Origin of the sequence: Saccharopolyspora phatthalungensis (genome assembly GCF_014203395.1) — a bacterium.
In the GTDB taxonomy this organism is placed as follows: domain Bacteria; phylum Actinomycetota; class Actinomycetes; order Mycobacteriales; family Pseudonocardiaceae; genus Saccharopolyspora; species Saccharopolyspora phatthalungensis.
Map to the genome: position 1 here is coordinate 4,408,715 of NZ_JACHIW010000001.1, position 26,054 is coordinate 4,434,768.

At 68.5% G+C, this 26,054-nt stretch carries 23 protein-coding genes; 18 read left to right on the forward strand and 5 right to left on the reverse strand.

Going from position 1 to position 26,054, the window contains the following annotated elements:
- The first annotated feature begins 43 nt into the window (after window positions 1-43).
- The 5 genes from BJ970_RS20250 (at window position 44) to BJ970_RS20270 (ending at window position 4,033) form a co-directional block, all read left to right on the forward strand.
- On the forward strand, window positions 44-1,378 hold the full coding sequence (locus BJ970_RS20250) for a sensor histidine kinase (RefSeq protein ID WP_246470926.1): 1,335 nt from the start codon (window positions 44-46) through the stop codon (window positions 1,376-1,378).
- A gap of 76 nt (window positions 1,379-1,454) precedes the next feature.
- Complete coding sequence (locus BJ970_RS20255; RefSeq protein ID WP_184727694.1) at window positions 1,455-1,871, forward strand: roadblock/LC7 domain-containing protein; 417 nt, start codon at window positions 1,455-1,457, stop codon at window positions 1,869-1,871.
- Window positions 1,868-2,227 (forward strand): DUF742 domain-containing protein, encoded by a 360-nt coding sequence (locus BJ970_RS20260; RefSeq protein WP_184727695.1) that lies wholly within the window; start codon window positions 1,868-1,870, stop codon window positions 2,225-2,227. The genes BJ970_RS20255 and BJ970_RS20260 overlap by 4 nt, the downstream gene beginning before the upstream one ends.
- A gap of 43 nt (window positions 2,228-2,270) precedes the next feature.
- Window positions 2,271-2,807 carry a GTP-binding protein gene (locus BJ970_RS20265; protein ID WP_312864456.1) on the forward strand — a complete coding sequence of 179 codons (537 nt, stop codon included), beginning with the start codon at window positions 2,271-2,273 and terminating at the stop codon, window positions 2,805-2,807.
- Window positions 2,804-4,033 carry a cytochrome P450 gene (locus tag BJ970_RS20270; protein WP_376775060.1) on the forward strand — a complete coding sequence of 410 codons (1,230 nt, stop codon included), beginning with the start codon at window positions 2,804-2,806 and terminating at the stop codon, window positions 4,031-4,033. Before BJ970_RS20265 ends, BJ970_RS20270 begins: the two co-directional genes overlap by 4 nt.
- 122 nt (window positions 4,034-4,155) lie before the next feature.
- Here BJ970_RS20270 and BJ970_RS20275 read toward each other — a convergent pair whose 3' ends face one another.
- Window positions 4,156-4,851, reverse strand: a complete 696-nt coding sequence (locus BJ970_RS20275) for a response regulator (RefSeq protein ID WP_184727697.1) — start codon at window positions 4,849-4,851, stop codon at window positions 4,156-4,158.
- Window positions 4,848-6,422: a sensor histidine kinase gene (locus BJ970_RS20280; protein ID WP_184727698.1), complete on the reverse strand. Its 1,575-nt coding sequence runs from the start codon at window positions 6,420-6,422 to the stop codon at window positions 4,848-4,850. Before BJ970_RS20280 ends, BJ970_RS20275 begins: the two co-directional genes overlap by 4 nt.
- 281 nt (window positions 6,423-6,703) lie before the next feature.
- Between BJ970_RS20280 and BJ970_RS20285 the strand changes: the two genes are divergently transcribed.
- The 4 genes from BJ970_RS20285 to BJ970_RS20300 all read left to right on the forward strand — a co-directional run bounded on the left by BJ970_RS20285 (window position 6,704) and on the right by BJ970_RS20300 (window position 10,623).
- Window positions 6,704-7,690, forward strand: coding sequence for a Bug family tripartite tricarboxylate transporter substrate binding protein (locus tag BJ970_RS20285; protein WP_184727699.1), 987 nt, complete (start codon window positions 6,704-6,706; stop codon window positions 7,688-7,690).
- Window positions 7,687-8,223 (forward strand): tripartite tricarboxylate transporter TctB family protein, encoded by a 537-nt coding sequence (locus tag BJ970_RS20290; protein WP_184727700.1) that lies wholly within the window; start codon window positions 7,687-7,689, stop codon window positions 8,221-8,223. The genes BJ970_RS20285 and BJ970_RS20290 overlap by 4 nt, the downstream gene beginning before the upstream one ends.
- Before the next feature lies 1 nt (window position 8,224).
- The gene (locus BJ970_RS20295; protein ID WP_184727701.1) at window positions 8,225-9,730 is read left to right on the forward strand and encodes a tripartite tricarboxylate transporter permease; all 1,506 of its coding nucleotides are present in this window, start codon (window positions 8,225-8,227) and stop codon (window positions 9,728-9,730) included.
- A 143-nt stretch (window positions 9,731-9,873) separates the two neighbouring features.
- Entirely contained in the window at window positions 9,874-10,623 is a 750-nt protein-coding gene (locus BJ970_RS20300) for a class I SAM-dependent methyltransferase (RefSeq protein ID WP_184727702.1), read from the forward strand.
- Window positions 10,624-10,717: 94 nt separating this feature from the next.
- Here BJ970_RS20300 and BJ970_RS20305 read toward each other — a convergent pair whose 3' ends face one another.
- A complete protein-coding gene (locus BJ970_RS20305) occupies window positions 10,718-11,695 on the reverse strand; it encodes a sugar-binding transcriptional regulator (protein WP_184727703.1) in 978 nt (325 codons plus the stop codon).
- 147 nt (window positions 11,696-11,842) lie between these two features.
- Between BJ970_RS20305 and BJ970_RS20310 the strand changes: the two genes are divergently transcribed.
- The 5 genes from BJ970_RS20310 (at window position 11,843) to BJ970_RS38005 (ending at window position 17,885) form a co-directional block, all read left to right on the forward strand.
- Entirely contained in the window at window positions 11,843-13,174 is a 1,332-nt protein-coding gene (locus BJ970_RS20310; protein WP_184727704.1) for an MFS transporter, read from the forward strand.
- Window positions 13,171-14,610, forward strand: coding sequence for a sulfatase family protein (locus tag BJ970_RS20315; protein ID WP_184727705.1), 1,440 nt, complete (start codon window positions 13,171-13,173; stop codon window positions 14,608-14,610). Before BJ970_RS20310 ends, BJ970_RS20315 begins: the two co-directional genes overlap by 4 nt.
- Window positions 14,611-15,024: 414 nt before the next feature.
- Entirely contained in the window at window positions 15,025-16,647 is a 1,623-nt protein-coding gene (locus tag BJ970_RS20320) for an IS1634 family transposase (RefSeq protein ID WP_246470688.1), read from the forward strand.
- Between the two features lie 38 nt (window positions 16,648-16,685).
- Window positions 16,686-17,018: a hypothetical protein gene (locus tag BJ970_RS20325; protein ID WP_184727706.1), complete on the forward strand. Its 333-nt coding sequence runs from the start codon at window positions 16,686-16,688 to the stop codon at window positions 17,016-17,018.
- A gap of 183 nt (window positions 17,019-17,201) precedes the next feature.
- Entirely contained in the window at window positions 17,202-17,885 is a 684-nt protein-coding gene (locus BJ970_RS38005) for a MerR family transcriptional regulator (protein WP_312864332.1), read from the forward strand.
- An 89-nt stretch (window positions 17,886-17,974) separates the two neighbouring features.
- Here the strand turns inward: BJ970_RS38005 and BJ970_RS20335 are convergent, their stop codons facing one another.
- Complete coding sequence (locus BJ970_RS20335) at window positions 17,975-18,265, reverse strand: hypothetical protein (RefSeq protein ID WP_184727707.1); 291 nt, start codon at window positions 18,263-18,265, stop codon at window positions 17,975-17,977.
- 222 nt (window positions 18,266-18,487) lie between these two features.
- On the reverse strand, window positions 18,488-19,381 hold the full coding sequence (locus tag BJ970_RS20340) for a MurR/RpiR family transcriptional regulator (RefSeq protein ID WP_312864333.1): 894 nt from the start codon (window positions 19,379-19,381) through the stop codon (window positions 18,488-18,490).
- A gap of 83 nt (window positions 19,382-19,464) precedes the next feature.
- Between BJ970_RS20340 and solA the strand changes: the two genes are divergently transcribed.
- From solA to BJ970_RS20360, 4 genes are read left to right on the forward strand one after another with little or no spacing between them, the layout of a single operon-like run.
- Entirely contained in the window at window positions 19,465-20,607 is a 1,143-nt protein-coding gene (solA, locus tag BJ970_RS20345) for an N-methyl-L-tryptophan oxidase (RefSeq protein ID WP_184727709.1), read from the forward strand.
- A 36-nt stretch (window positions 20,608-20,643) separates the two neighbouring features.
- Window positions 20,644-22,707 (forward strand): hydantoinase/oxoprolinase family protein, encoded by a 2,064-nt coding sequence (locus BJ970_RS20350; RefSeq protein WP_184727710.1) that lies wholly within the window; start codon window positions 20,644-20,646, stop codon window positions 22,705-22,707.
- Window positions 22,704-24,368, forward strand: coding sequence for a hydantoinase B/oxoprolinase family protein (locus tag BJ970_RS20355; RefSeq protein WP_184727711.1), 1,665 nt, complete (start codon window positions 22,704-22,706; stop codon window positions 24,366-24,368). The genes BJ970_RS20350 and BJ970_RS20355 overlap by 4 nt, the downstream gene beginning before the upstream one ends.
- 26 nt (window positions 24,369-24,394) lie before the next feature.
- Complete coding sequence (locus tag BJ970_RS20360) at window positions 24,395-25,630, forward strand: MFS transporter (protein WP_221467239.1); 1,236 nt, start codon at window positions 24,395-24,397, stop codon at window positions 25,628-25,630.
- Window positions 25,631-26,054: the final 424 nt, after the last annotated feature.

Below are 26,054 nucleotides of genomic sequence, written 5' to 3' on the forward strand. Positions count from 1 at the left end.
GTGGATTGCCTCCGTTACCGATCGGCCAACAAGGACCTGTTTGATGTCGATCCATATCCCGCCGTGGCGCATGCCCCTGCGCGCGTGCCTGCTCGCAGTGACCGTCACCGGTGGCGCGTGTCTGTGGGTGTCCCACGCCGTCCCGACCGACTTCCAGGACCTGGTGGCCTGGTACGGCGGTGCGCTGTCTGTTCTGCTGTGTGTCGCCGTGGGCGTCGCGGTTCACGGCATCCAGGCAGCTCGTCGCGGCCGGGCCAGTGCCGCCGCGATCGAGGCGGACACCGTTCGGCTCGCCGACGAGGTGCTTCCGGCCGTGGCGCGGCGAGTCCGCGACGGGGCCGCCGCGGATCTGGCTGCCGACGACGCGGCGCACTCCTTCGGTGCCTCCCATCGGCGGGTCATCCGGGCGGTGGCGGACGAATTCGGTACCGGCGAACGGATGCGCGCGGCGGCCATGTCCACCTGTGCCAACGCGGCCGGTCGCATGCAGGCGCTGGCGACCAGCATGCTTGCCGAGCTCCGCGAGATGGAAGAGCGGCACGACGCGGACGTGCTCGCCGATCTGCTTAAGCTCGACCACAGCACGGCGCAGGCAGGTCGGCTCGCCGACAGCGTCGCGGTGCTGACCGGTGCCCGGTCCGGCCGGCGCTGGACCAAGCCGATCGTGATGGAGAGCGTGCTGCGGGGCGCGATGGGACGGATCAGCGCCTACCAGCGGATCCGGCTCCATTCGACCAGCACCGTCGCGGTCGTCGGCTACGCCGCGGAAGGTGTTATGCACGCCCTCGCCGAATTGATGGACAACGCCGCCCGCTTCTCACCTCCGACCGAGGAGGTCCACGTCTACGTGGAGGAGATCCACACGGGCGTCGTCGTCCGGATCGAGGACAGCGGCCTGGCCATGAGCGCTGCCACGCTGACCCGCGCCGAGCGTGCCGTGTCGGCGGAGCCGCCCGACCCGACCGCGATGTCCGGCACCCGGCTCGGGCTGGCCGTGGTGGGCCGGCTGGCCCGCAAGTACGACCTGGCCGTCTCGTTCCGGCCCTCTTCGCGCGGCGGCACCGGCGTGGTGGTCATGATCCCCCGGCAGCTGATCACGCAGCCCCGGCCGGACCCGGCGCCCGCCCCGCGCCTCGCGCCCGAAACTCCAGCCGCGCCGGTCGCCGCGCACTCCGCCGAACCCGCGCCCGAATCCGATGGAGGGCCGGACGCGCTGCCGAAGCGCCGCCGTGGGCAGACCCTGGCCGTTGCGCGCTCAGCCGCTATGCCAAAGGCGCCCGCTTCGGACCGGCCGCGCCTCGATGCCGGCGCGCGGTTCGGTGCCTTCCGCAACGTCCGCTCCGGACCATCGTCCACTTCGGACAACGACACCCCATGACGGCCTTGCCGCCCAGGACAACAGATTGGAGGCGCGGGCCGGTGCCGGTAGTCCGGCACACCGCCCCACAGCCGCGATGAACACGACAACTCGTGACCTCGACTGGTTGCTGGAGAACCTGCTGGACCGGACGCCGGGCAGCCGGCATGCCCTGGTGCTGTCCAAGGACGGGCTCAAGCTCTGCTGCACACCCGGCTTGTCGGTGGATCAGGCGGATCAGCTGGCCGCCATATCCTCCGGGATCCAAAGCCTGTCCTACGGGGCCTCGGTCGAGTTCGGCGACGGCAGCGGCGGGGTCCGCCAGTCCATGACCGAGTTCTACGGCGGCGTGCTGTGCATCGTGGAAGCCGGGGTGGGCGCGCATCTCGCCGTGCTGGCCGCCGATGACGCGGACGTCGGCGTCATCGGGCACAACATGAACGAACTGGTGGAGCAGATCGGGGAATACCTCAGCTCCCCGCCACGCAACGCCCATCCGGCCGACGCTTCATGACCAGGCGGTTGATCGACAACGAAGACCCGGATCGGCTCTACACCGTCACCGGTGGCCGCAGCCGCCCGGCCGAGGACATCTTCGACCTGGTGACGTTGATCGTGAGCGGATGCGATCCGAGCCCGGGCATGCAGTCCGAGCACGCGAAGATCCTGCGGCTCTGCCGCGAACCGGTGGCCGTGGTCGAGCTGTCCTCGGATCTGGGGCTGCCGGTGAGCGTGGTGAAGATCCTGCTCGGCGACCTGCTCGACATGGGCAAGATCACCGCACGTCACCCGTCCTCGACCCGCATCGAGGCGCCAATTCCCGCCCCGGATTTCCTGAAGCAGGTGCTCGTTGGACTTCGCAACATCTGATCGCGCTCCGCTGCGTGACACCGCGGCAGACGGCCTGAAGATCGTGATCGTTGGCGGGTTCGCCGTCGGCAAGACCACGATGGTGCGCTCGGTCAGCGAGATCCGGCCGCTGAGCACGGAGGAGGCCATGACGCAGGCCGGCGTCGGCATCGACGAAGCGGGGAATGTCGGTGGCAAGTCCACCACCACGGTCGCCTTCGACTTCGGCCGCATCACCTTGGACGAACGGCTGGTGCTATACCTGTTCGGCGCGCCGGGCCAGGAGCGGTTCTGGTTCGTGTGGGACCAGCTGTTCAGCGGATCGCTGGGCGCCGTCGTGCTGGTGGACAGCCGGCGGCTGGCCGATTCCTGGTACGCCATCGACCGTCTTGAGCATCGTGGGGCCCCGTTCATCGTCGCCCGCAACAAGTTCGGCGAACCGGCGCACAGCCTGGCGCAGGTGCGCGACGCGCTCGACCTGTCGCCAGACGTGCCGCTGGTCGACTGCGACGCCCGCGACCGGGAGTCCAGCAAGGCCGTGCTGGTCGGGCTCGTCGAACACCTCTACGCCCTGTCGTCCGCCCGAGAGGCAACGCCGTGATCAGCCCCCACCGTTCACCTGCCGACGATCCGCACGCTGACGCCGCGACGCTCTACGGTCCGCGGTTCCAGAACAACCCCGCCCAGGTCTACCGGGAAATGCGGCGCAAGCACGGAGCCGTGGCACCGGTACTGCTGGAGGGTGGCGTGCCGGCTTGGTGCGTGCTCGGCTATCGCGAGGTCCACCACGTCACCAGCAACCCCGGGCTGTTCGGCCGCGACTCCCGCCGCTGGAACTGCTGGAACGCGGTCTCGCACGACTGGTCTCTGCGGCCTTACGTCGCGTATCAGCCGTCGGTGGCCTTCACCGAAGGCGACGAGCACCGCAGGCGCGGTGGTGCGCTCGCCGAAGCACTGGCCGATGTGGACGAATTCGAGCTGCGGACACAGGTCGAGCGGATCTGCGACCGCTTGATCGACGGCTTCGCCGGGCGCGGCGAAGCCGACCTGATCGCCGAGTACACGCACCAGATCCCCTTGTTGGCGTTGCTGAAGATCTACGGACTGCGGGAGGACGAGGCGCCGCCCCTGATCCGGGATGTAGCGCGCTCGGGGGAAGAGGGGGAGGAGGCGATCCAGGCTCACGAGCGGATCGTCGCGCGGATGCTGAAGCTGGCCAAGGAGAAGCGCCGGAATCCCGGCCGCGACGTGCCGTCGTTCCTGCAGGCGCACCCGGTGGGCTTCACCGACCATGAAATCGCCACCGACCTGTTCGTCACGATGGGCGCGGGCTATCTGACCACATCGGACTGGATAGGCAACGCGATCCGGCTGATGCTCACCGACGAGCGGTTCGCGGTCACCCTTTCCGGCGGTCGCCGCAGTGTCGGCCAGGCCCTCGACGAGGTGCTGTGGGAGGACACGCCGACGCAGAACTTCGTCGGCCGTTGGGCAACCCAGGACACCTGGCTGGGCGGTCAGCGGATCCGCGAGGGTGACCTGCTGGTGCTGGGGCTGGCCGCGGCGAACACGGACCCGCTGGTGCGCCCGGACTGCGGCACGGGCACGGTGGGCAACCAGGCGCACCTGTCGTTCAGCCACGGCGAGCACGGATGTCCTTTCCCCGCACAGGAAATCGCGCGACTTATCACGACGACCAGCATCGAGGTACTGCTGGACCGGTTGCCGGACGTGGCGCTGGCGGTGGCGCCGGATGCGTTGGTGTGGCGCCCCTCGGTGTGGATGCGCGGGCTGACGGCCCTGCCGGTGACCTTCACCGGGTGCTGACTCCGGCCGGGCGCGTGCCGATTTCCATTGACATTGTCCAGACCCCGTGTGGTGCATGGCGATTTCAATGGAAACTGCCGTCAAGGCGGGAAACCGCCGTCGAGGCGCCGGGGTGCGGCCCGTCAACGGGCCCAGCGGTAGCGACGTTCCGGACGGCCGGTGCCGCCGTAGCGCAGGCGGACCTCGGCGCGGCCCGATGTCACGAAGTGCTCCAGGTATTTGCGGGCGCTGACACGGGAAACCCCGGTGGCGTCGGCGCATTCGGCGGCCGACAGGTCGCCGCCCGCCGTGGTCGTCTCGCGCAGGATCCGCTCAACGATCTCCGCGGTCTCGGTCGCCAGTCCCTTCGGCGGTGCGGCGCGGCGGGTGCGGGTGCCGAAGAGCTGGTCGATGTCCTGCTGCGCGGCCGGGGAATCGCCGGGCAGTTCGCTGAGTTTCTCGTGCAGCGAGCGGAAGTTCTCCAGCTGGTCGCGCAACGACTCGTAGCTGAACGGCTTGATCAGGTAGTGCAGTGCGCCGCCGCGGATCGCGCCGCGCACGGTGTCGAGGTCGCGGGCCGCGGTGATCACGATGACGTCGGGATCGGCCGAGGGGCGTGCGGTGCTCGCGCGCAGCCGGCGCAGCACCGAAAGCCCGTCCATGTCGGGCAGGTAGATGTCCAGCAGCACGAGTTCCGGCCGTAGTTCGTCGACTGCGCGGATCGCGTCGGCCGCGGTGTGCGCCACTCCGGCGACCTCGAACCCGTCGACCCGAGCCACGTATCCACTGTGGATCTTGGCGACCATGAAGTCGTCGTCCACCACGAGCACCTTGATCATGACCCCGGTCCTTCCAGTGGCAACCGTGCGGTGAACACCGCCCCGTGCGAGTTGTGCACCTGCACCGAACCGCCGCGACGATGACAGATCTGCCTGGTCAGCGCCAGGCCCAGGCCGCGCTCGCCGCCGCGCGCGGCCTTGGTGGTGAAGCCGTGCCGGAACACCTCCTCGACGATCTCCGCGGCGACCCCGGGTCCGGAATCCCGTACCGCCGTGGTGATTTCGTCGGTGCAGCGCAGATCGATCTCGATCCAGCGGTCGGTGTCCAGCGGGGCGCCTTCCAGCGCGTCCAGTGCGTTGTCGATCAGGTTGCCCAACACCGTGACGAGGTCGGCGGACAGTTCCTCGTCGATCTCGGGCAGATAGCTGCCCTCGTGCAGGCGCAGGCCGACGCCGCGTTCGGCGGCGAGGCTGGCCTTGGCGATCAGCAGCGCCGCGGTGGCCGGATCGTGTACCCGGGCGGTGACCTCGGCGTGCCACTGCTCGCGGGTGTGGCTGATCCGGTCCACGTAGCGCTGCAACTCGTCGTACTCACCCAGTTCGATCAGTCCCGAGATGATGTGCAGCCGGTTGCTGAACTCGTGGGCCTGGGCGCGCAGGGTGTCGGTGGTGTCCCGGTGCACCGCGAGTTCTCGTTGCAGGTCAACGAGTTCGGTGCGGTCGCGCATGGTCACCACCGCGCCGACCGAGGAGATCGGCATCCGGTTGAGCACCACGACCTTGCCGCGCCGCAACACGATCTGGTCCACGCCGTCGGTACGACCGGTGAGCACGTCGCGGGCGCGGTCGTTGAGGTCCAGGGAGTCGATGTCGCGGCCCACGCAGTCGCCCGGCAGCGACAGCAGGCGCCGCGCCTGGTCGTTGACCAGTGTGATCCGGTTCTGCTCGTCGACGCCGAGCACGCCCTCCCGGACGCCGTGCAGCAGGGCCTCGCGGTGCTCGACGAGCCGGGTGATCTCTTGCGGCTCCAGGCCCAGGGTCTGCCGCTTCACGCGCCGGGCGAGCAGCACGGACCCCGCGATGCCGAGCACGGTGGCGAAGGCCAGCAGGGCGAGCGGGTTCTCCGGCGCCTGGCGCAGCCCTTGCAGCAGGTCGGGGGTGTTGCGACCGGTCGCGACGACGCCGATGATGCGCGCATCGTCGGAGATCACCGGAACCTGCGCGACCAGCGAATCGATGCCGTCCATGCGGACCTCGCCGACCCACGAACGGCCGGCCCGCGCGTTCGCGGACATCGGCAGCGGCTGCCCGCGCTGCCCGGGGTCCGGCGAGGTGAGCACGATGCCGTGGTCGTCGGCGATGATCACGTAGTCGGCGCCGGAGAGGTTGCGGGTGCTCTCGGCGAAGATCGGCAGCGCGTCGCGCCGGTAGGTCTCGGCGAGGCTGGCGCGAACCCCGGAGGTAGCCGCGAGGTCCTCGGCCACCGACAGCATCTTGCGTCCTTCGGTGGCCCGGAAGGCGGAGTCGGTCTGCGCGACCGAGAACACGGCGATGGAGGTGAGCAGGAGGACGATGATCAGCAACTGCCATCCGAGCAGTTGGCGGGACAACGATCCCTGCACCCGCAACATCGGTCCACCTCCCGCACCATCGGCGGCCCGAACGTTAACCGTCCGCGGTCAGCGATCGCACGCCGCCACATGAAACCCCAGGTCACCGGGTTCATTGCGGGATTTCAACGGAAATCGGCGCGCCGGTTTCCGTAGAAATCGTGCGGGCCTCCCGCCAGGGAGAAATGTGGCTACACAACGAACAAAAGTGTCGATACGTGCTTAAGCGAGACATCGCGGGGCCGGTGTGTGCAGCATGACGCAGCTCACGTTCCGACCACAACGGAGAGGCGGGATTCCCTGTGCGCCTACGCAGTGCGCTGGCCGTGGTCGCGGCCGTGCTGTTGGTGCTGCTGGTTCCTCCACTGATCAGCACCGGTAGCGACAACAGCGCCGAAGCGCAGATTCGCGGCCTTCGGATGCTGGTGCCGAACTCACCCGGCGGCGGCTACGACATCACCGCGCGCACTGCGGTGAAGACGATGGAGGACGCCGGGCTGCAAAGCAACGTCGAGGTGTTCAACCTCCCGGGCGCGGGCGGCACGGTCGGACTGGGCCGGGTGGTCAACGAGCGCGGCAACGGCAAACTCGCGATGTCGATGGGCCTCGGCGTGGTCGGCAGCGTCTACACCAACCACTCGCCGGTGTCGCTGCAGGACACCACCCCGGTCGCCAAGCTCGTCGAGGAATCCGACGTGATCGTGGTCAGTAAGGACTCGCCCTACCGCGACCTCGACCAGCTGATCGCGGACTGGAAGGCCAAGCCCGGCGAGGTACCGGTCGGCGGCGGATCGTCGCCCGGCGGGCCGGACCACCTGGCGCCGATGCTGATGGCCAAGGCCATCGGGCTGAGTCCCAAACAGGTCAACTACGTGCCCTTCGACGGCGGCGGCGAACTGCTGGCCTCGGTGCTCGGCGGCAAGGTCGCCTTCGGCGTCTCCGGCATCGGCGAGTACCGGGACCAGATCGAGGCCGGTGAGCTGCGGGTGCTGGCGGTGACCGGGCCGGAGCGCATCCCCGGGGTGGACGCGCCGACGCTCACCGAGGCCGGGGTGGACGTCAAGTTCACCAACTGGCGCGGTGTCGTGGCGCCGCCGGACATGCCCGAACCCGATCGCAAGAAGCTCGTCGCGCTGTTCGACCGGCTCAACCGCACTCCGGAGTGGCAGGAGGCACTGCGGCGCAACGGCTGGACCCAGGCGTACCAGCCGGGGCCGGAGTTCGGCGCGTTCCTCCGCCAGGAAAACGACCGCGTGGCCTCGGTGCTGAAGGAGTTGGGGCTGGCATGACGAAAACCGAAGTCACCGAAACCGAACCGCGGTCCACCTGGAAGAACTGGTTGCGGGGACGTTCCGAGCTGGGCATCTGCCTGCTGCTTGCGGCGTTGGGCGTGCTGGTGCTCGTCGACGCCGCGACGATCTCCACTGACTTCACCCAGCGCGGGCCGGTGGGCCCCAAGACGGTGCCCTACGTGGTCGGCGGTCTGCTGCTGGTGGTCGCCGTGCTGTTGGTCCGCGACGTGCTCCGCGGCGGACGCGGCGAGGCGGAAAGCGGCGAGGACGTCGATCTCTCGGCGCCGAGCGACTGGCGGACCGTGCTCCTGCTGTCGGCGTCGTTCCTGGCCAATGCGGTGCTGATCAACATTATCGGCTTCCCGCTGTCCGGCATGATCCTGTTCTGGGGCTGCGCATACGCGCTGGGCAGCCGCAACGCCGTGCGCGATCCGCTGGTGGCGGCCGTGCTCTCGGTGCTCACCTACGTCGTGTTCAACAACCTGCTCGGTGTCCCCCTGCCCGGTGGCCCGCTGATGGGGGTGCTCTGAGATGGATTCGCTGAATCTGCTGCTGGACGGCTTCGCGACCGCGCTGACCCCGATGAATCTGGTCTGGGCGGCGATCGGAGTGCTGCTGGGCACCGCGATCGGCGTGCTGCCCGGCATCGGCCCGGCGATGGCGGTGGCGCTGCTGCTGCCGGTGACCTACGCACTGGAACCCACCGGTGCGTTCATCATGTTCGCCGGCATCTACTTCGGCGGCATGTTCGGCGGATCGACCACCTCGATCCTGCTGAACACGCCGGGGGAGAGCGCGGCGGTGGTCGCCGCGATGGAAGGCAACCCGATGGCCCGCCGGGGCCGCGGCGCGCAGGCCCTGGCCGCGGCCGCGATCGGGCACTTCATCGGCGCGATCGTCGGCATCACGCTGCTGACGCTGCTGGCACCCACCGTGGCGTCGCTGGCGGTCAACATCGGCGCCCCCGACTACCTGGCGATCATGGTGCTGGCGTTCATCGCGGTCACCTCGGTGCTGGGCAAGTCCCGGGTGCGCGGCTTCGCCTCCCTGCTGATCGGGTTGACCATCGGGCTGATCGGCCTGGACGAGATGACCGGCCAGCAGCGGCTGACCTTCGGGCTGCTGCACCTGGCCGACGGCGTCGATGCGGTGATCGTCGCGGTGGGGTTGTTCGCCATCGGCGAGTCGCTGTGGGTCGCCGCGCACCTGCGCCGCACCTCCGGCGAGGCGATTCCGGTGGGTCGGCCGTGGCTGGGCGCCGAGGATCTGCGCCGGGCCTGGAAGCCGTGGCTGCGCGGACCGCTGATCGGCTTCCCGTTCGGCGCGATCCCGGCCGGCGGTGCGGAAATCCCAACGTTCCTGTCCTATGTGACCGAGCGCAAGCTCGCCAAAAACCGCGACGAGTTCGGCAAGGGCGCGATCGAGGGCGTGGCCGGACCGGAGGCGACGGCCAGCGCCTCCGCGGCCGGGACGATGGTGTCGATGCTGACCCTCGGCCTGCCGACCACGGCGGTGGCCGCGGTGATGCTGGCGGCGTTCCAGCAGTACGGCATCCAGCCCGGTCCGTTGCTGTTCGAGCGCGAGTCGGACCTGGTGTGGGCGTTGATCGCGAGCATGTTCATCGGTTCGGTGCTGCTGCTGGTGCTGAATCTGCCGCTGGCCCCGGTGTGGGCGAAGCTGCTGCAGATCCCGCGGCCGTACCTGTACGCCGGGATCCTGTTTTTCGCCAGCGTCGGCGCGTACGCGGTCGGCGGCGAGCCGTTGGACCTGCTGCTGCTGTTCATCATCGGGCTGATCGGCTTCGCGATGCGCCGCTACGGCCTGCCGGTGCTGCCGGCGATCATCGCCGTGATCCTGGGCCCGACCGCCGAGCAGCAGATGCGCCGCGCGCTGCAGATCAGCGACGGCCACCTCGGCGGGCTGGTCAACACCCCGTTCGCGATCACTGTCTACTTCGTGGTGGCCCTGATCCTGCTGTGGCCATTGGTGGCCCGAGTGATTCCGCGGCGCAGGGCGCAGGCCCGTAGTGCGCGGTGATGGTCGCACCTGGCGATCTTGCGTGCCGGAACACCACTACCGGTGAGGGGTGGTGTTCCGGCCGCCGCCGAGTGTTGTTGCAAGTTATCTGCAACTAGACTCCCGGGGCGTTGGGCAGCGTCTGGCGACCGAAGGGCGGCCCCATGAGACACGACCGTCGGGCAGCGCTGGCTGCGGTCCGCGACAACTGGGATCGGCGGGCGCACGCGTACGACCGCTTCTACCAGGACTATGCGCAGGACAAACGCGAGGCGTGGCGCACGGTCTGCGAGAAGATCCTCGGCGAGTCGTTCGCGCGGCGGGTCAAGCCACTCAAGGTGCTCGATGTGGGAACGGGAACCGGGTTCCTCTCGACGCTGCTGGCCGAACTCGGGCACCACGTCATCGCGATCGACACCGCCAGCACGATGCTCGACTACGCCCGCGCCGAGGCGCGGCGCCGGGGCGTCGCGGTGCGGACGATGGCATGCGGTGCGCACGACGTCGCGGCGTTGGACACCAAGTTCGACCTGGTGACCGCGCGTTATGTGCTGTGGACGCTGCCCGACCCGGTCGCCGCGCTGCGGGCCTGGCGAGACGTCATCGAACCCGGTGGCGGTCTGCTGCTCGCCGACGGAATCTGGCACACCTGGCGGCACGACTGGCGTCGGCTCGTCGGCTCGCTACGGCCGGGCGCCGATCACCGTTTCCTCTGGCAGCTCCTGCGCGACTACGCGCAGATTGGCCACGCGACGCCGCATTGGGCCGGCTTGACGCCGTGCCGCGCGCGGGCGCTGCTGGCCGCGGGCGGATTCGAGCGTGGCATTCGCCACGACCAACTCCTCCCCGAATACGCACGCCCCACCAGTGCGGATTTCTTCATCCTCGGAACACGACCGGCGAAGCTGCCCTGAACCTCGCCTAACCCAGCCCCGGCTACGAGCGGAAATCTCCGGGCCGGCAAGCGATCCACGGCGCCCGACTACCGATCGGCGGACGCCTGCCCCGCTACAGCAGGGCCTTGGCCAACTCGTCGTCGACGACCAGGGTGTGCACGAAACCCGCCGCCACTGCCGCCCGGGTGGCCTCGGCGCGGTCGGTGCCCGTGCTGGACGTGATGAGCTTTGGCACGGCCCGCAGCTGTTCGGCGTCGATGCCGACCACCCGTTCGTCGACGTCACCGGGTAACAGGGTGCCGTCCCGGTCGAAGAGCCGACCGGAGATCTCGCCGCAGGCCCCGGCCCTCTTCTGCTCGGCGCGCTCAGCCGAGGTGAGCAGGTCGTAGACCGCCGAGCCACCGGGCTGCCACGCACCCACCGACAGCACCGCGATGTCCAGCGCCGCGAACCGCTCGATCGCGGCGGCGATCTCCGGCTGCCGGCGCAGCCCTTCGGCGGTCTGGGCGTCCGAGGCCAGCAGCGGCGCATAGATCGGGTATGCCGGGCTGCCGCTGGCCGCCGCCACCGCGCGCACCACCTCCACCGAGCCGGGCACCCCCTCCGGCGGATACATGGCGCCACCGAGTTGGAGCACGACACCGGCCCGTAGCCGCCGGATGTGCTCGGCCATGACGGCGGTGGCCCGGCTCCAGGTCAGACCGACCGTCGCGCCTTCGGTCGACTCCTCGGCGAGGGTGTCGGCGAGGGCCTTGCCGACGAATTCCCGCGCCGTCCGGCCGGAGGTCTCGACCACGACCGCGCGTTGGATGCCCAGGCGTTTGCGCAGCTGGTCGGACAGCTCGTCGTCGATTCGCCCCGGACGGCCGATCTCGATGCGCACCAACCCGTCCCGCCGTGCTTCCTGCAGCAGCCGCGCGACCTGGAAGCGGCTGAGCCCGAGCGCCCGGCCGATGGTCACCTTCGACTGCTCCTGGAAGTAGTAGCGCCGCGCGATCGTGATGGCGAGCGTCGTTTCGTCGTTTCGCTCCAGGGCCAGCCGCTCGGCCGCCGAGGGTTCGCCCTCGGGCAGCGGTGCCGATTCGACCACATCCACCTCCTCCGATCTACCCACAGTCTTTCGCGTCGTGGGTCGTCGTAGCGGACCGGGTCTTGACGGACCGCGCCCACCCCGCCATGATGCCTCTCATTTGAGAGTGTGCAAATCTCATATGAGATCCCAATGGCGGGAGTCCCCATGACCGAGACGACAAGCGGCAGCACCTCCAGAACGGCAAAGACCCCAGTTTCGACCCGGCGCGCGCTGATCGCCTCGGTGTCCGGATCGTTCTTGGAGTGGTACGACTTCTACCTGTTCGGCATTGCCGCGGGCCTGATCTTCCCGACCCTGTTCTTCCCCGGGGCATCGGGCACGACGGCCACCATCCAGTCGTTCGGCGCCTTCGCCGGCGGCTTCCTCACCCGCCCGATCGGCGCGGTCCTGTTCGGCCACTTCGGCGACCGCATCGGCCGGCGGCGGATGCTGCTGATCACCGTCGCGCTCATGGGTGGTGGCACGTTCCTGATCGGCGTGCTGCCGACGTACTCCACCGCCGGGGTGCTGGCCCCGATCCTGCTGACCGCGCTCCGCCTGGTGCAGGGCCTGGGCATCGGTGGCGAGTTCGGCGGCGGAGCCCTGGTGGCACTGGAGAACGCGCCGCGCGGCCGACGAGGCGTCATGGGCAGCATCCACCAGATGGGCACCCCGATCGGCCTACTCACCGCCACCGGAGTGTTCGCGCTCGTGCAGCTGCTGCCGACGGCGTCCGTCTCGGGCTGGGGCTGGCGGATTCCCTTCCTGCTCAGCGGATTCTTCGTGATCGTCGCCTTCTACATCCGCAGGCACTTGCCGGAGACCGAGACGTTCCGCGACGACAAGAAGCACGCCCACCGGCTCCCGCTGCTCGCGCTGCTGCGCGAGCACCCGAAGAACATCCTGATCGCCACCGGCGCCCGGATGGCCGACGCGGTGACCTTCAACGTCATCAACGTCTTCGGGATCGCCTTCGCCACCAAGCAACTCGGCCTGCCCGATCAAGTGATGCTGACCGGTTTCGTGATCGCCTCCGCCGTGGAGATCGCCGCCATCCCGCTGATCGGCCATATCTCCGACCGGATCGGCCGGCGACCGGTGTACATGTTCGGCATCGTGCTGTGCGGTTCGCTCGGCTTCGCCTACTTCCCGATCATCGACAGCGGTAACACCCTGGCCATCTGGGCGGTGATCGTGGTGATGCTGGCGGTCGGCACCGGCTGCATGTTCGCCATCCAGGGAACGCTGTTCTCCGAGTTGTTCACCACGCGCACCCGCTACACCGGTCTCGGCGTCGCCTACCAGACCTCGGCATTGCTGGGTGGCGCGCCGACCCCGGCCATCGCCACGGCGCTGGCCGCCGCCTTCGCGCAGTCGTACTGGCCGGTGGCGATCTACCTGGGCGCGATGTGCGCGTTCAGCCTGATCTGCATCATGTTCGCTTCCGAAACCTACCGCGATGACCTCGTCAACAAGAAAGAGGAACGCACCGCATGAGCGAAAGCCGCCCGAACATCGTTCTGGTGATCACCGACCAGCAACGGTTCGACACGATCGCCGCGCTGGGACACGACCACGTGGACACCCCCAACCTCGACCGGCTCGTCCGCGAGGGCACCGCGTTCACCCACACCTACGTGAGCGCGCCCTCGTGCTCGCCGTCGCGGGCGAGCCTGTTCACCGGCGTGTACCCGCACAGCCTCGGCGTGTTGCGCAACGAGGAGCTGTGGCGGCATTCCTGGGTGGAAACGCTTGCGGACTCCGGATATCACTGCGTGAACGTGGGCAAGATGCATACCCATCCCTGGGAAACACCGCTGGGTTTCCACGAACGCACGGTGGTGGAGAACAAGGATCGCGACCATCCGAACGTGCCGTTCTTCCACGACCAGTGGGACAAGGCGCTATGGGCGCTGGGTGAACGCAAGCCGACCCGCACCACCTACCGGGAGCGGGAGGACTACGCCGAGCGGCTGGGTGCCTTCGAGTGGACGCTGGACGAGGAAATGCACTCCGATGTCTTCGTCGCCGGGCACGCCCGGTGGTGGCTGGACACCTATCCCGGAGACGAACCGTTCTTCCTGCAGATCGGTTTCCCGGGGCCGCATCCGCCCTACGACCCGGTGCCGAGGCACCTGGAACCCTATCGGGACCGGGACGTGCCACTGCCCATTGTGGACGACGATGACACCGTGCAGCCGGACGTGCTCCAGGAGCTGCGAGAGCATCACCAGGAAAACGACCACGACGCGATCGTGCACCTGGCGAGTCCCACCGAAGAGCAGTCGCTCCGGCAACGCCGGCATTACCTGGCCAACGTCACCATGATCGACGAACAGATCGGCCTGCTGCTCGACGCGCTGGAGCGTCGCGGAGTGCTCGACAACACGGTCATCCTGTTCACTTCCGACCACGGCGACTGCCTCGGCGACCACGGGCACAGTCAGAAGTGGACGATGTATGAGTCGAGCGTGCGGGTGCCGGCCATCGTGTGGGGGCCGGGCCGGGTCGTGGCCGGGCAGCGGATCGACTCGCTGACGTCCATGATGGACTTCGGGCCCACGGTGCTGGAGCTGGCCGGGTTGACACCACCGCACTGGATGGAAGCGCAGTCCCTGGTGCCCGCGCTGCGCGGAGAGCCTTGGCAGGGCAGGGAATACGTGTTCTCCGAACATGCCAGAGACATGATCCTCACCGGCACCGAACTGATGACGATGGTGCGCGACGACCGCTGGAAACTGGTCGAGTTCCTGGACTCCGAGCAGGGCCAGCTGTTCGACCTGCAAGCCGATCCGCAGGAACGATATGACCTCTGGTCGGCTGCCGAGGACGCCGAGGCGTCGAAGGCGAAGGCCCGGCTGCTCGGCGTGATCGCCCAGTGGCGTGCGCACAGCGCGCTGCACACCGCCGATCGCGGGCGTGAGTACCGATGAGGTTCACCGGCGGGCGCAGCCGGTGCGGGCGGGGTCGGAGCCCAGCTGCCGGCGGACACGCGAGACGGCACTAGCAGGGGGGAGGAAGAGGTGAACGCCTGATGCCCCCAGGCGAGCACCTCGGGGTGGCCCGGTCGCAAATCCCCCGTCCGACCGGGCCACCTGGCGTTCCCGGGTTCGGCTGACGTTTTCGTCCCCCGATTTCGGGAACCGGATGCACGGCACGGTGATCCGATCAGCGAAGTCGATCGAGCTGTGATGGCGTATCTCTCGGCATGGTCCACAACGACAAGGAGGTTTTCCATGCGTCGTCAACTGGTCACCGTTCTGCTCAGCGGGCTAGCCCCGTGTTTCGCACATGGGGGTGGTTGGGGTTGGAAGAGCGTTCCGCTTTGATCATCTTATCGTTGCGGGATGCGTGCACGACCGCTTCCGCAACCGATGGTCTTCGGTGGGCCGAGTGTGGAAAAGATGCTGGGTGCGTTGCCGGTGGTGGCCGACTACTGCGGCAGGTTGGACCTGGCCGGGATTATCGACCGGGCCTGCCCGGTGCGTGATGTGGCGATCCTGTCGCATGGGCAGGTGATCGAGGCGTTGGTGGCGAATCGGTTGACCTCGCCGACGCCGTTGTTGCGGGTCACCGATTGGGCGCGGGCATGGGCGGTGGAGGAAGTGCTGGGTATCGACCCCGCCAGGCTCAATGACGACCGGATCGCCCGCGCGTTGGACGCGATCGCCCCGGAGCTGGACCGGATCGTGGGATCGGTGGGGGCGCGAGCGATCTCGGCGTTCGGGCTGGATGTGTCCCGGTTGCATTGGGATATGACGTCGATCTCGCTGTATGGCGCATACGAACAGACCGATCCCGGCTACGCCGCACCACGATTCGGGCACCCGAAAGACCGTCGCCCGGATCTCAAGCAGGTCCAGGCCGGACTGGCGGTCACCGGCGACGGCGGGATACCGGTGCTGCATCGTGGCTACGACGGCGGCGCGGGAGAGGTCGCCCAGGTAGTGGGGGCGATGACCGCGCTGAAAAACCTTGCCGGGCCACGGGATTTTCTGTTGGTGGGGGACTCGAAGCTGATCTCCTACGGCAACCTGCACGCCATGGTCACCGCGGGCGTGAGATTCATCGCCCCGGCATCCAAGCTCTACGTCCGCGCCGCCGAGTTGGCCGCACTCGACCCGCAGGCGGCCACGGTTGTGGATTACGTAGCTGGACGGGACACCGGTAAACCAGCCGATCGCCGCGGCGCCTGGCGGGTCATGGAGGACACACTGAGCCTGCCCGGCAAGCGCAAGACCGACCCGGTACTGCGGCTGCGACGGGTGTTCGTGCACTCCACCGCCCGAGCGACGGCTGCCATGGCGGCACGGGCGAAGAAACTCGACCGGGCCCGCGGCGACCTCGACCGGGTCGTGCGTGGCCTGGGGTCGCGGCACTACCCGAGTGAGCACGCCGTCACCGACCGGGTCACCACCATCGCCCGCACCCGCCGTGTCAAGACCTACCTGCGCACCCAGGTCGGCACCGACCCCGTCACCGGTAAACCCACCCTGACGTGGTGGTTCGATCAGACCGCGCTGGATGCCGAGGCCTCCACCGACGGCTGGTACGCCCTGTTGACCAACCTGCCCGCCACCGTCACCGCCGCCGAGGTCCTCACCCGCTACAAGGGCCAGGAAGTGGTGGAACGCCGCTACTCGGCGTTCAAGGGCCCCCTGGCGGTGGCACCGATGTTCCTCAAGACCAACCGGCGCATCGCCGCCCTGCTCACCGTGATCTGTCTCGCCCTTCTCGTCTTCTGCCTGATCGAACGCGCCGTGCGGACCGCGATCGCTCCGGAGGTCAGGATGGCCGGCCTGTATCCCGGTCAGAAAGCCAAACCCACCGGCCGCTTGATCTTCCAGGCCCTGTCCGAACTCCGGCTGATCCCCGCCACCACCGGCCAACCCGCGACCATCCCGCAACCCGGGCCCGTCCAGACCCGACTACTCAACCTGCTTGCCGTCGATCCCACCCAACCGCCATGATCATCCGGCATACCCGGGTTCGTCCCACCCTCACCCATGTGCGAAAGACGCGGCTAGCCGTGCTGGGAGCGACAGGAATCGCCGCGGCGGCAGAGGATCCACAGATCCCGGACATCGACAAGATCCTCTCCTCGACGCTGCTCGATGTGTCCAAGCAGGACGGGGCGTCGCAGAATGGCAAGGCACACGAGAGCACCCAGTCAAAAGACGATCCGCAGGTGCTGCCCGATCCCCAGCCCCGTCCCTCGAAGCCCAACATTGCGCAGCAGGGCGACGATGATTCCGACCAGCAGCAAAGTTCGGTCGACGGCCAGGACTCCCCCGGCAAGCCGGGCGGCGTCGACGGCCCCGGAATGAGCGACCGGGCCTGATCCACAACCGGCCCGAAAGCACCGCGCTGCGTCCGCACACCACGGGCGCAGCGCGGTGCTTGTCTCTGACGTAGGGGCGATGACGAAGCATCCGCTGGATCCGTTGAACTCCGATGAGATCCTGCGCAACCGGGAAATCCTCACCAGGCGGGACTGTTGCACGAAAGGACCCGATTTCCCCTGGTGCAACTGGAGAAGCCCGATGAGAAGGCGGTGCTGGCGCACCTCGACCGCGGGGACCGGCGGGTGCGCTCGGTGCTGATCGATGTCGAGACTGGGGAACTGACCACCACAGTGTCGGCGTCCCGGCACTTGTCGAGCAAGGTAACTAGGCTGCGTCGAGTGGCGGAATACCGGATCGGCGATCTAGCGCGGGCTGCGGGTACGACGGTGCGAAACGTCCGCGTCTACCAGGACCGGGAACTGTTGCCGCCGCCCCGCAGGCAAGGACGGATGGCGATCTACTCGGATGCGCATCTGGTGCGGCTGCGGCTGATCATCGGCATGCTGGAGCGCGGCTACGCGTTGGCGCAGATCAAGGAGATGCTCGCGGCCTGGGAATCCGGCCGCAGCCTCGCTGACGTGTTGGGCGTGGCGGAGGTCTCCGGGGCGTCCTGGGCGCAGGAGGCGCCGCGTGCTGGGCGGTCGCCTGGCCGAGTTGCTGACGAACACGCACAAGCCCCACACGGCGACCTGATACGCACGGCGTTCATTGCCCCCGGGAAAGGCCTCGCGCTCTGCCGCGCCGGCGAGTGGTCGCCGGATTTCCCAAGCCTAGGGCAGAATTGGAAACAGAATCGGAAACGAGTGCCGCGGTGCCCGCGCTTGCTGCCGGGCCCGTTCTTGAGGGCGATTCCGGTTTGCTGAGAATTCCGCTTGGCCCGGCGGTTCAAGCGGCCGGGCCAAGCGGAATCAACACATTATCGCAGCTGGCGAGTCGGGTGCCTCACGATTTGTCAGGGCTTCGCCGCCTGATTCTGTGTATTGTCGTCCCAGTCGCCTTCCTGGGTCTGCCAGTTGGTGTTTTCCTGCTTGGTGATGCTTGTGACCTCGTTCTTCTTGCCCTTCACGCTCACCGGCGCGTTGCTCACGTTCGCCTGGGTGTTGGACTGCACCTGGTCCTGGTCCATGACCTGGTCCAGGTCCACCTTCTCCGGCTTGCCGTCGGCGAGTGCCACCGCCGACGTGCTCAGCATCAGCGGGAGTCCCAGGGCGGCCACCATGATCACGCGCTTCACGTTGTACATCGGGGTTGTTTTCCTTTCAGCATGAATTCTTATTGGTCGGAGCAATATTTTTCTCCGGAGAATTTCTTGCCCACGACGAATGTAGCTCTGCCCGCCCGAAAGCGTGCAACTCGAAAAATGGCCGCTCACCTCAAGTGATGACGTGAATCCCTAGGGCGGGTAAGTTTCTCCGGTGTTCGGACCAACCCAATCTTCGCCCCCTGTCGGAGTTTCTTGATCATTTCACAGTTCCGGCAATCGGCTGATGTCGAGGTCGGTTCCGGCGATTTCGGTGCGCAGGGCGTTGAGCTGCTGGTAGTGTTCAACGGCCGAAAATCGTTCCGCAGCGGCGAGTTCCAGTACCAGCGCGTGCAGAATGGTCAGCGGCGCGATGAGTTCGTTTGCCGCTCCCTCGGTGGAGTCGGGCAGCGCAAGCACGATGTCGGCCGTGGTTTCCCCGGCCTCGTCGGTTGCTTCGGTCAGCAGCACGCTTCTCGCGCCGATGCGGTGTGCGTGGTCGAGGACGATGCCGATCTCGCGGAACACTCGCAGTGGTGCCACCACGACCACGGCATGCGCGGGTTTGAGCCGCAGGAGTTCGTCGGCCAGGCGGAAGCCCGTCGCAGTCCACGCGTCGGCTGCCTTGCCCGCGCGCCGCAGGCTCAGCGCGAGGTGATCAGCGATGGCGGCGCTGGGCCCGATGCCGTAGGCCCAGACGTGCTCGGCTTCGTTGAGCGCCGCCACCGTGCGCGACCATTCGGCGCTGTCGATGAGTGCCGGCACCTCGCCGAGCAGCGTGAGCCCGGCGTCGATCACCGGTTGCAGCACCCCGTGCTCGGCCGGGCGAAGCCGCTGCACTCGGTCGTCGAGAACCTGAGCGGGGTCGCGGCGGCGCGCAAGGTGCTCGACCAGGCTGCGTTTGAGGTCGCTCAGCCCCTCGAAGCCGAGCTTGCGTGCCGTGCGGATCACCGTGGCGTCGCTGGTGCCGGTGACCTCGCCGAGCTTGGCGGCCGAGGAGATCGCCGCGTCCTCGGGGTGGCGTTGCAGGTAGTCGGCGACCGCTCGTTCACCGCTGGCCAGCTTTCCGGCGCGGTTTCGGATTCGTTGCCCCAGCGATTCGCTACGTGAAGTGTTCACGTCGTCCATTGTCTCCTCATGAAGCAAATGCTACGTTCCTGGCCTGTTGGCGCCACCGCTACCGACCTCCTGCGGAGACCGCGATGAAACCACTTCAGCAGCCAAGTGTCGCCGTGATCGGCGTGGGCACGATGGGCAGCCAGGTGATGCACCGGCTCGCGGCCGACGACGTGCGCGTGACCGGCTTCGAACGGTTCGAGATCGGGCACGAGCGAGGAGCCGCCGGCGGCGAGACCCGCATCTTCCGAGTCGCCTACAAGGAAGGCGGCAGCTACGTGCCTCTGCTGCGTGAGGCTCGGGCGGCCTGGCAGGAACTCGGCGCGCAGGCGGGCGTTCCGCTGCTCGAACCCTGCGGGGCCTTGACCATCGGTTCGGCCGAAGATCCCGACGTGCGCACCGTCGTGGACGTGACACAGGAATGGGATCTCGACGTCGAGCGGCTCGACCACGGCGAGGCGGCCCGGCGGTTTCCACAGCACCGGCTATTCGAAGACGACGTGGTGCTGTTCGATCGTCAAGGCGGTCTGCTGCATCCGCAGCGCGCCGTGGTCGAAACCGCCTTGCTCGCCGAGAAGGCCGGGGCGCGCATCCATTCCTGCACCACCGTCGTGGACGTCGTCGACGACGGCTCGGGCGTGGCCGTGCACTACCGGCAGGGCGAGGAGATCCTGGTCGAGAAGTTCGACCAGGCGGTGGTGTGCACCGGACCGTGGATCACCCGCAGCGTGCCGGTGCTCGCCCGCGACATCGAGATCCGCCGCGCCGTGCTGTGCTGGTTCGAGGCCGGACCGCACTGGGCGCCCGCGCGCTTCCCGGTGGGCATCCGGCGTAGCGGCGGGGACAATGTCTTCTCCTTCTTTCCGGACGTCGGCGGCGGCGTGAAGATCAACCTGCACGTCACGAAGTCCGTTGTGGACGATCCGGAACAGCTTGACCCGGTGGTGACGCAGGAGTATCTCGCCCGCGTTTCGGCTGTCGTGTCGCGGGGGCTGCGTGGCCTCCCGCCGGAGCCCTTCGCCGTGCGCGCCTTCATGGAGGGCTACACGGCGGACAACCACGGGATCATCGGCCGCGACCCGCAGCGGCCGAATGTGCTTGTGATGGGCGGGTTCTCCGGTCATGGCTTCAAGCTGGCGCCGGTTTTCGCCAGGGCTGCGGCCGAGTTGCTGCGCACCGGCCGCACCGAGGTGCCGATCGACCACCTCTCGCTCTCCCGGCTCCACTGACTCCCGGTTCTACCGGCCCGCACCGAAGGATTCACCATGCTGCGCATCGGGATCGACGTCGGCGGCACGTTCACCGACGTCACCGCACTGGACGAGGCCACCGGCCGCTTCCACATCCACAAACTTCCTTCCACCACCGATGACCAGTCCGTGGCCGTCGCCGAGGGCGTCCGCGCCGTGCTGCACCAGGCCGGGGCGGACCCGGGCGCGGTCGGTTACCTGGGCCACGGCACGACGGTGGCCACCAATACCGTGCTGGAGTCCAACGGCGCTCTCACGGCCTTGGTGACCACTGCGGGGCTCCGCGACATCCTGGAGATCGGCCGGCAGCAGCGTCCCGACCTCTACGACATGGACGCCGACAAGGCGCCCCCGCTGGTTCCGCGATCGCTGGTGCACACCCTGATCGAACGGATGTCCGCCGAAGGCAAGGTGCTCGAACCGCTGGACACCGACGATCTCGCCACGGTGCTGGCTCGGGTGCGCACGGACGCACCGGAAGCGGTGGCGGTCTGCTTCCTGCACAGCTACCGCAACGGCAGCCACGAGTTGGAGGTCGCCGGCTGGCTGCGCGCGGCGCTGCCCTCGGCATACGTGTGCGCGTCCGCCGAGATCGCACCGGTGTTCCGCGAGTTCGAGCGGTTCTCCACCACGGTCGTCAACGCCTACGTCGGCCCGAGGATCAACCGCTACGTGTCGCGGCTGGCCGAGCGGATCCGGGCCACCGGGGTGCCGGTCGAGCCGAAGGTGATCGGATCCAGCGGCGGCATGATGTCGCTGGAGTCGGTGAGCAGGTACCCGGTGACCACGCTGCTGTCCGGACCATCGGCCGGGGTCGTCGCCGCGACGCAAGTGGCCGGGCAGGCCGGTTTCGGCGATCTGATCACCTTCGACATGGGCGGCACCAGCACCGACGTGTGCCTGGTGCGCGGCGGGCGGGCGTTGGTGTCTTCGCAACGGCGCATCAGCGATCGCCCGGTGCGCACGCCGTCGCTGGACATCCACACCGTCGGCGCGGGTGGCGGCAGCATCGCGCGCGTGGATCCCGGCGGCGCGTTGGAGGTCGGACCCAGCAGCGCCGGTTCGCAGCCCGGCCCGGCCGCCTATGGGCGTGGCGGGACCGAGCCGACCGTGACAGACGCGAACGTCCTACGTGGACGGTTGAACCCCGAGTACATCCTCGGCGGCGCGCTGAAGGTCGATTATCCGGCTGCGGCGCGCGCAGTGGACGGCGTGGCGCACGCGATGAACACCGACCGGGCCGGGGCGGCGCGGGGTATTGGGCGGATCGCTGCGGTCAACGTGGCCGGTGCCGTGCGCAAGGTTTCGGTGGAAGCAGGGGAGGACCCGCGCGAGTGCGTGCTGGTCGCATTCGGTGGTGCCGGGCCGCTGCACGCCGTCGAGGTGGCGCGGGAGGTCGGCATGGCAACGGTGCTGATCCCGCCCAACCCCGGCACGCTGTGCGCGCTCGGCCTGCTGGTGACCGACATTCGCACCGAGTTCGCCAAGGCGGTGCTGGCCGAGGCCGTCGACAGCGACCTCGACAAGCTCAACGAGGCGCTACACGAGGTGCACGGATCAGCCCGTACCTGGCTGCTTGCCGAGGCACCATCCGATGTGGACACTGCCATCACCGGAGTGGCGAAGATGCGCTACGCCCGGCAGAACTTCGAATTGTCCGTGCCGTTGCCGCCGAAGGTGATCGACGCCGCGCGGTTCGATGCCGCCGCCGTGGCCGAGATCGTGACGGCGTTCCACCGGCTGCACACCAAGAGCTACGGTTTCGCGCACCACGATGCCCCGGTGCAGATCGTCGAGGTGCAGCTGACCGCAGCCGCCGCCGTGGACAAACCGGAGTTGCCGACCATCGCCGAAGGCCCCGACCCGGCCGCTGCGCTGATCGGCCGTCGACAGGTCGACTTCGACGAGACCGGTCGGCTCGACACGCCCGTCTACGACCGTGCGGGGCTGCTGGCCGGCACCGTGCTGCCCGGACCGGCCATCGTCGAACAGCTCGACACCACCACGGTCATCACCCCGGACGCCACCGCGCGCGTCGACCGCTACGGCAACCTCGTCATCGAACTGGAGCAGCGATGAACACTCCCGATCCGATCACGGTGCAGGTCATCGGCGCGTCCCTGGTGACCATCGCCGAGGAGATGGGCGCGGTGCTGCGCCGGGCCAGCTATTCGACGAACATCAAAGAGCGGTCGGACTGCTCCACCGCCCTGTTCGACGAGCGGGGCAGGCTGGTCGCGCAGGCCGAGAACATGCCGATCCACATGGGATCGATGACCGGGCTGATCGACTCGCTGGAAGCCTCGGCGCTGACCGTGCGGCCCGGCGACGTGTTCATCACCAACGACCCGTACCACGGCGGCGGCACCCACCTGCCCGACATCACGATGGTCAAGCCGGTGTTCGCCGACGACGAGCTGATCGGCTACAGCGCGAACATCGCGCACCATTCCGACATCGGCGGCCGGGTGCCGGGCAGCAACGCCGGCGACTCGAACTCGCTGTTCCAGGAGGGCCTGCGCATCCCGCTGGTCAGATTCGCCACCGCCGACGGGGTCGAGCAGGCACCGCTGGCGTTCGTCGAGCTCAACTCCCGGCTGCCGCACGAGCGACGCGGCGACATGCTGGCACAGCTGGCCTCGGTGGAGATCGGGGAGCGGCAGTTGCGCGAGGTGCACCGGCGCTACGGCCGCAAGACCGTGCGCGCCGCCACCGCGTACCTGCTCGAACACTCCCGGAAGCGGCTGGCGGCGGCGCTGCGCGAGGTTCCGGACGGCACATACCGGTTTCGGGACCTGATGGACCCGAGCGAAGGCCCGGCCACCGAGATCGAGGTGGCCATCACCATCACCGGCGACCGGGTCGCGCTGGACTTCGCCGGTACCGGACCGCAGAGCCCGGTCGGCATCAACGTGGTGCGGCCGGCCCTGGAGGCAACGGTCTACTACGCGCTGAAAGCCGTGCTGGACCCGGGAATCCCGCCCAACGGCGGCTTCTTCGACGCGGTCGAGATCACCGCCCCGCACGGCAGCATCGTCAACCCGGTCGAGCCGGCGCCGGTCACCGCGCGCACCGACACCTGCCAGCGGGTGGCCGACGTGGTGCTGGGCGCACTGGCCGAGGCGGTGCCACAGCGGGTCCCGGCCGCCAGCCACAGCACCGTCACCTACGTGACGTTCTCCGGGGAGTGCGACGGGCAGTTCTTCGTCTACCCGGAGGTCGTCGCCGGCGGTGGCGGCGCGCGGACCACAAAGGACGGTCTGGACGCCATCCAGGTGCACATCACCAACTCGTCGAACCTGCCCATCGAGGCGCTGGAGCAGGAATACCCGCTGTTGGTCGACACCTACGAACTCATTCCCGACTCCGGCGGCGCGGGCACCCATCGCGGCGGCCTCGGCGTGCGCCGGGACGTGCGGATCCTCTGCGATGAAGCGGAATTCTCGGCCCACGCCGACCGGCAGGCGACCAGGCCGTGGGGCCTGCACGGCGGCGGGGACGGCAGCCTCGGCCGGTTCGTCGTCAACCCGGGCCGAGACGACGAACGCCCATTGCCCGGCGGCCGGGTTTCCGGCGTGCGGTTGCGCAAGGGCGACGTGCTGCGGGTGGAAAGCCCCGGCAGCGGCGGCTTCGGCGACCCGACGCTGCGCGACCCCGAGCGGTTGCGCGAAGACCTGCACAACGGGCGCATCACCGAGCAAGCGGCCCGTGACAGCTACGGATTCACCTCGGCGGACTGATTTCTGGCACCGATTGGAGTGCGGGTATGACGACCACATCGACCGCTCCCACCACCCCTGACAGATCCCTGGTACGCCGCGTGACCTGGGCGACCTGGTCGGGTTGGGGACTGGATGGCTTCACCAACCAGATGTTCCCGCTGGCCCTCAGCGGCATCATCGCCACGCTCGGTCTCACCACCGCCCAGGGCGGGATTGCCACCTCCAGCGCGCTCATCGCCTCGGCGCTGGGCGGCGTGGTCGGCGGCCGGCTGGCCGACCGGTTCGGGCGGGTCCAGGTGTTGGTGCTGGTGATCAGTGCGTACGCGCTGTTCACCGGGCTGACCGCGACCGCGCAGAACTACGAGCAACTGCTGCTGTGGCGCACCCTCGAAGGCTTCTTCTTCGGTGCGGAGTGGCCGGTGGGCGCCGCGCTGATGGCCGAGTACGCCGCCCCGGAGCGGCGTGGGAGGGCGCTGGCCTGGATCCAGTCGGCCTGGGCGGTCGGCTGGGGCTTGGCCAACCTGGCCTACGTCCTCAGCAACGCCTGGCTGCCGGAGACGGTCGCGTGGCGGGCGATGTTCGCGGTCGGCATCCTCCCAGCGGTCGTCGCCCTGCTGATCCGGCGGAACCTGCGCGATGTGCCGACGGTGCGGGCGCCGCGCCAGCCGCGCGAGAAGGGCGCCTTCGCTGAGCTCTTCGCTGCGCGCCTGCGCAAGTACACGGTGCTGGGAACTCTTTTCGGCGCGACCGGTCTGGCCAGCACCTACGCACTCCAGACCTGGATTCCGTTGTACCTGAAGGAAGAACGCGGGCTCAGCGTCAGCAGCACGGCAATGTACATCTGGTTCATGATCGTCGGCAACTGGTTCGGCTATGTGCTGGGTGGACACGTGCACGACCGGATCGGGCGCCGCTGGGCGTTCACCCTCTTCTACCTCGGCACCGCAGTGTTCGGGTTCCTGTTCATGGCCGTCCCGGTCAAGGCGCTCTGGTACAACCTGCTGCTGGCGCTCATCGTCGGGTTCTTCGTCTCGGCCCAGGCATCGGGCAAGGGGGCGCTGTTCACCGAGTTGTTCCCCGCCCGGGTGCGGGGAACCGGGGCCGGCATCACCTACAACGTCGGTCGTGGGGTCGCGGCCTTCAGCCCAGCGCTGATCGGGTGGGCCTCGGCCGGGATCGGCCTGGGCAGCGCGATCGTCACGGTGCTGATGATCTGCACCGCCTTGACAGTCCTGTTCATCTGGCTGCTCCCGGAAACCAAGGGCCGAGTCCTGGACTAGGCGCCCCCGGCGATTTCATTGAGCGTTTTCCATCCTGATCTTTGCAGGTCAGGTGGGGTGGACGTGGGCGGCGAGGTGTGAGTGGGCTGGTCAGAGTCATGATCATCAAGGGTGATCAGCTGACACCGTCCCCCCGGCCCACGGCAGCGTGATCGCGATCACGGCCGGGGAAAACGAAATAGGGTGGCCCTCGGCGGGTTCGGATGGGTTCGTGACAACACAAAGAAACCTCGCCGGGGGCGCAGCGCGCATTATGTACCGGGGCCTGCCGCCGGTCTCCACCCGCACGCCGTCAGCGACGTGATCTCCGGTCTGGCGCAAGGAAATCGGCTCCCGCCGGCGCGAAGCCACCCCCGGGCGTGCAGGCGGTCATCGCGCCGGCCGTGCTGCGTCACGCCCGACGCTTGCCGGGCATGGCCGGGGG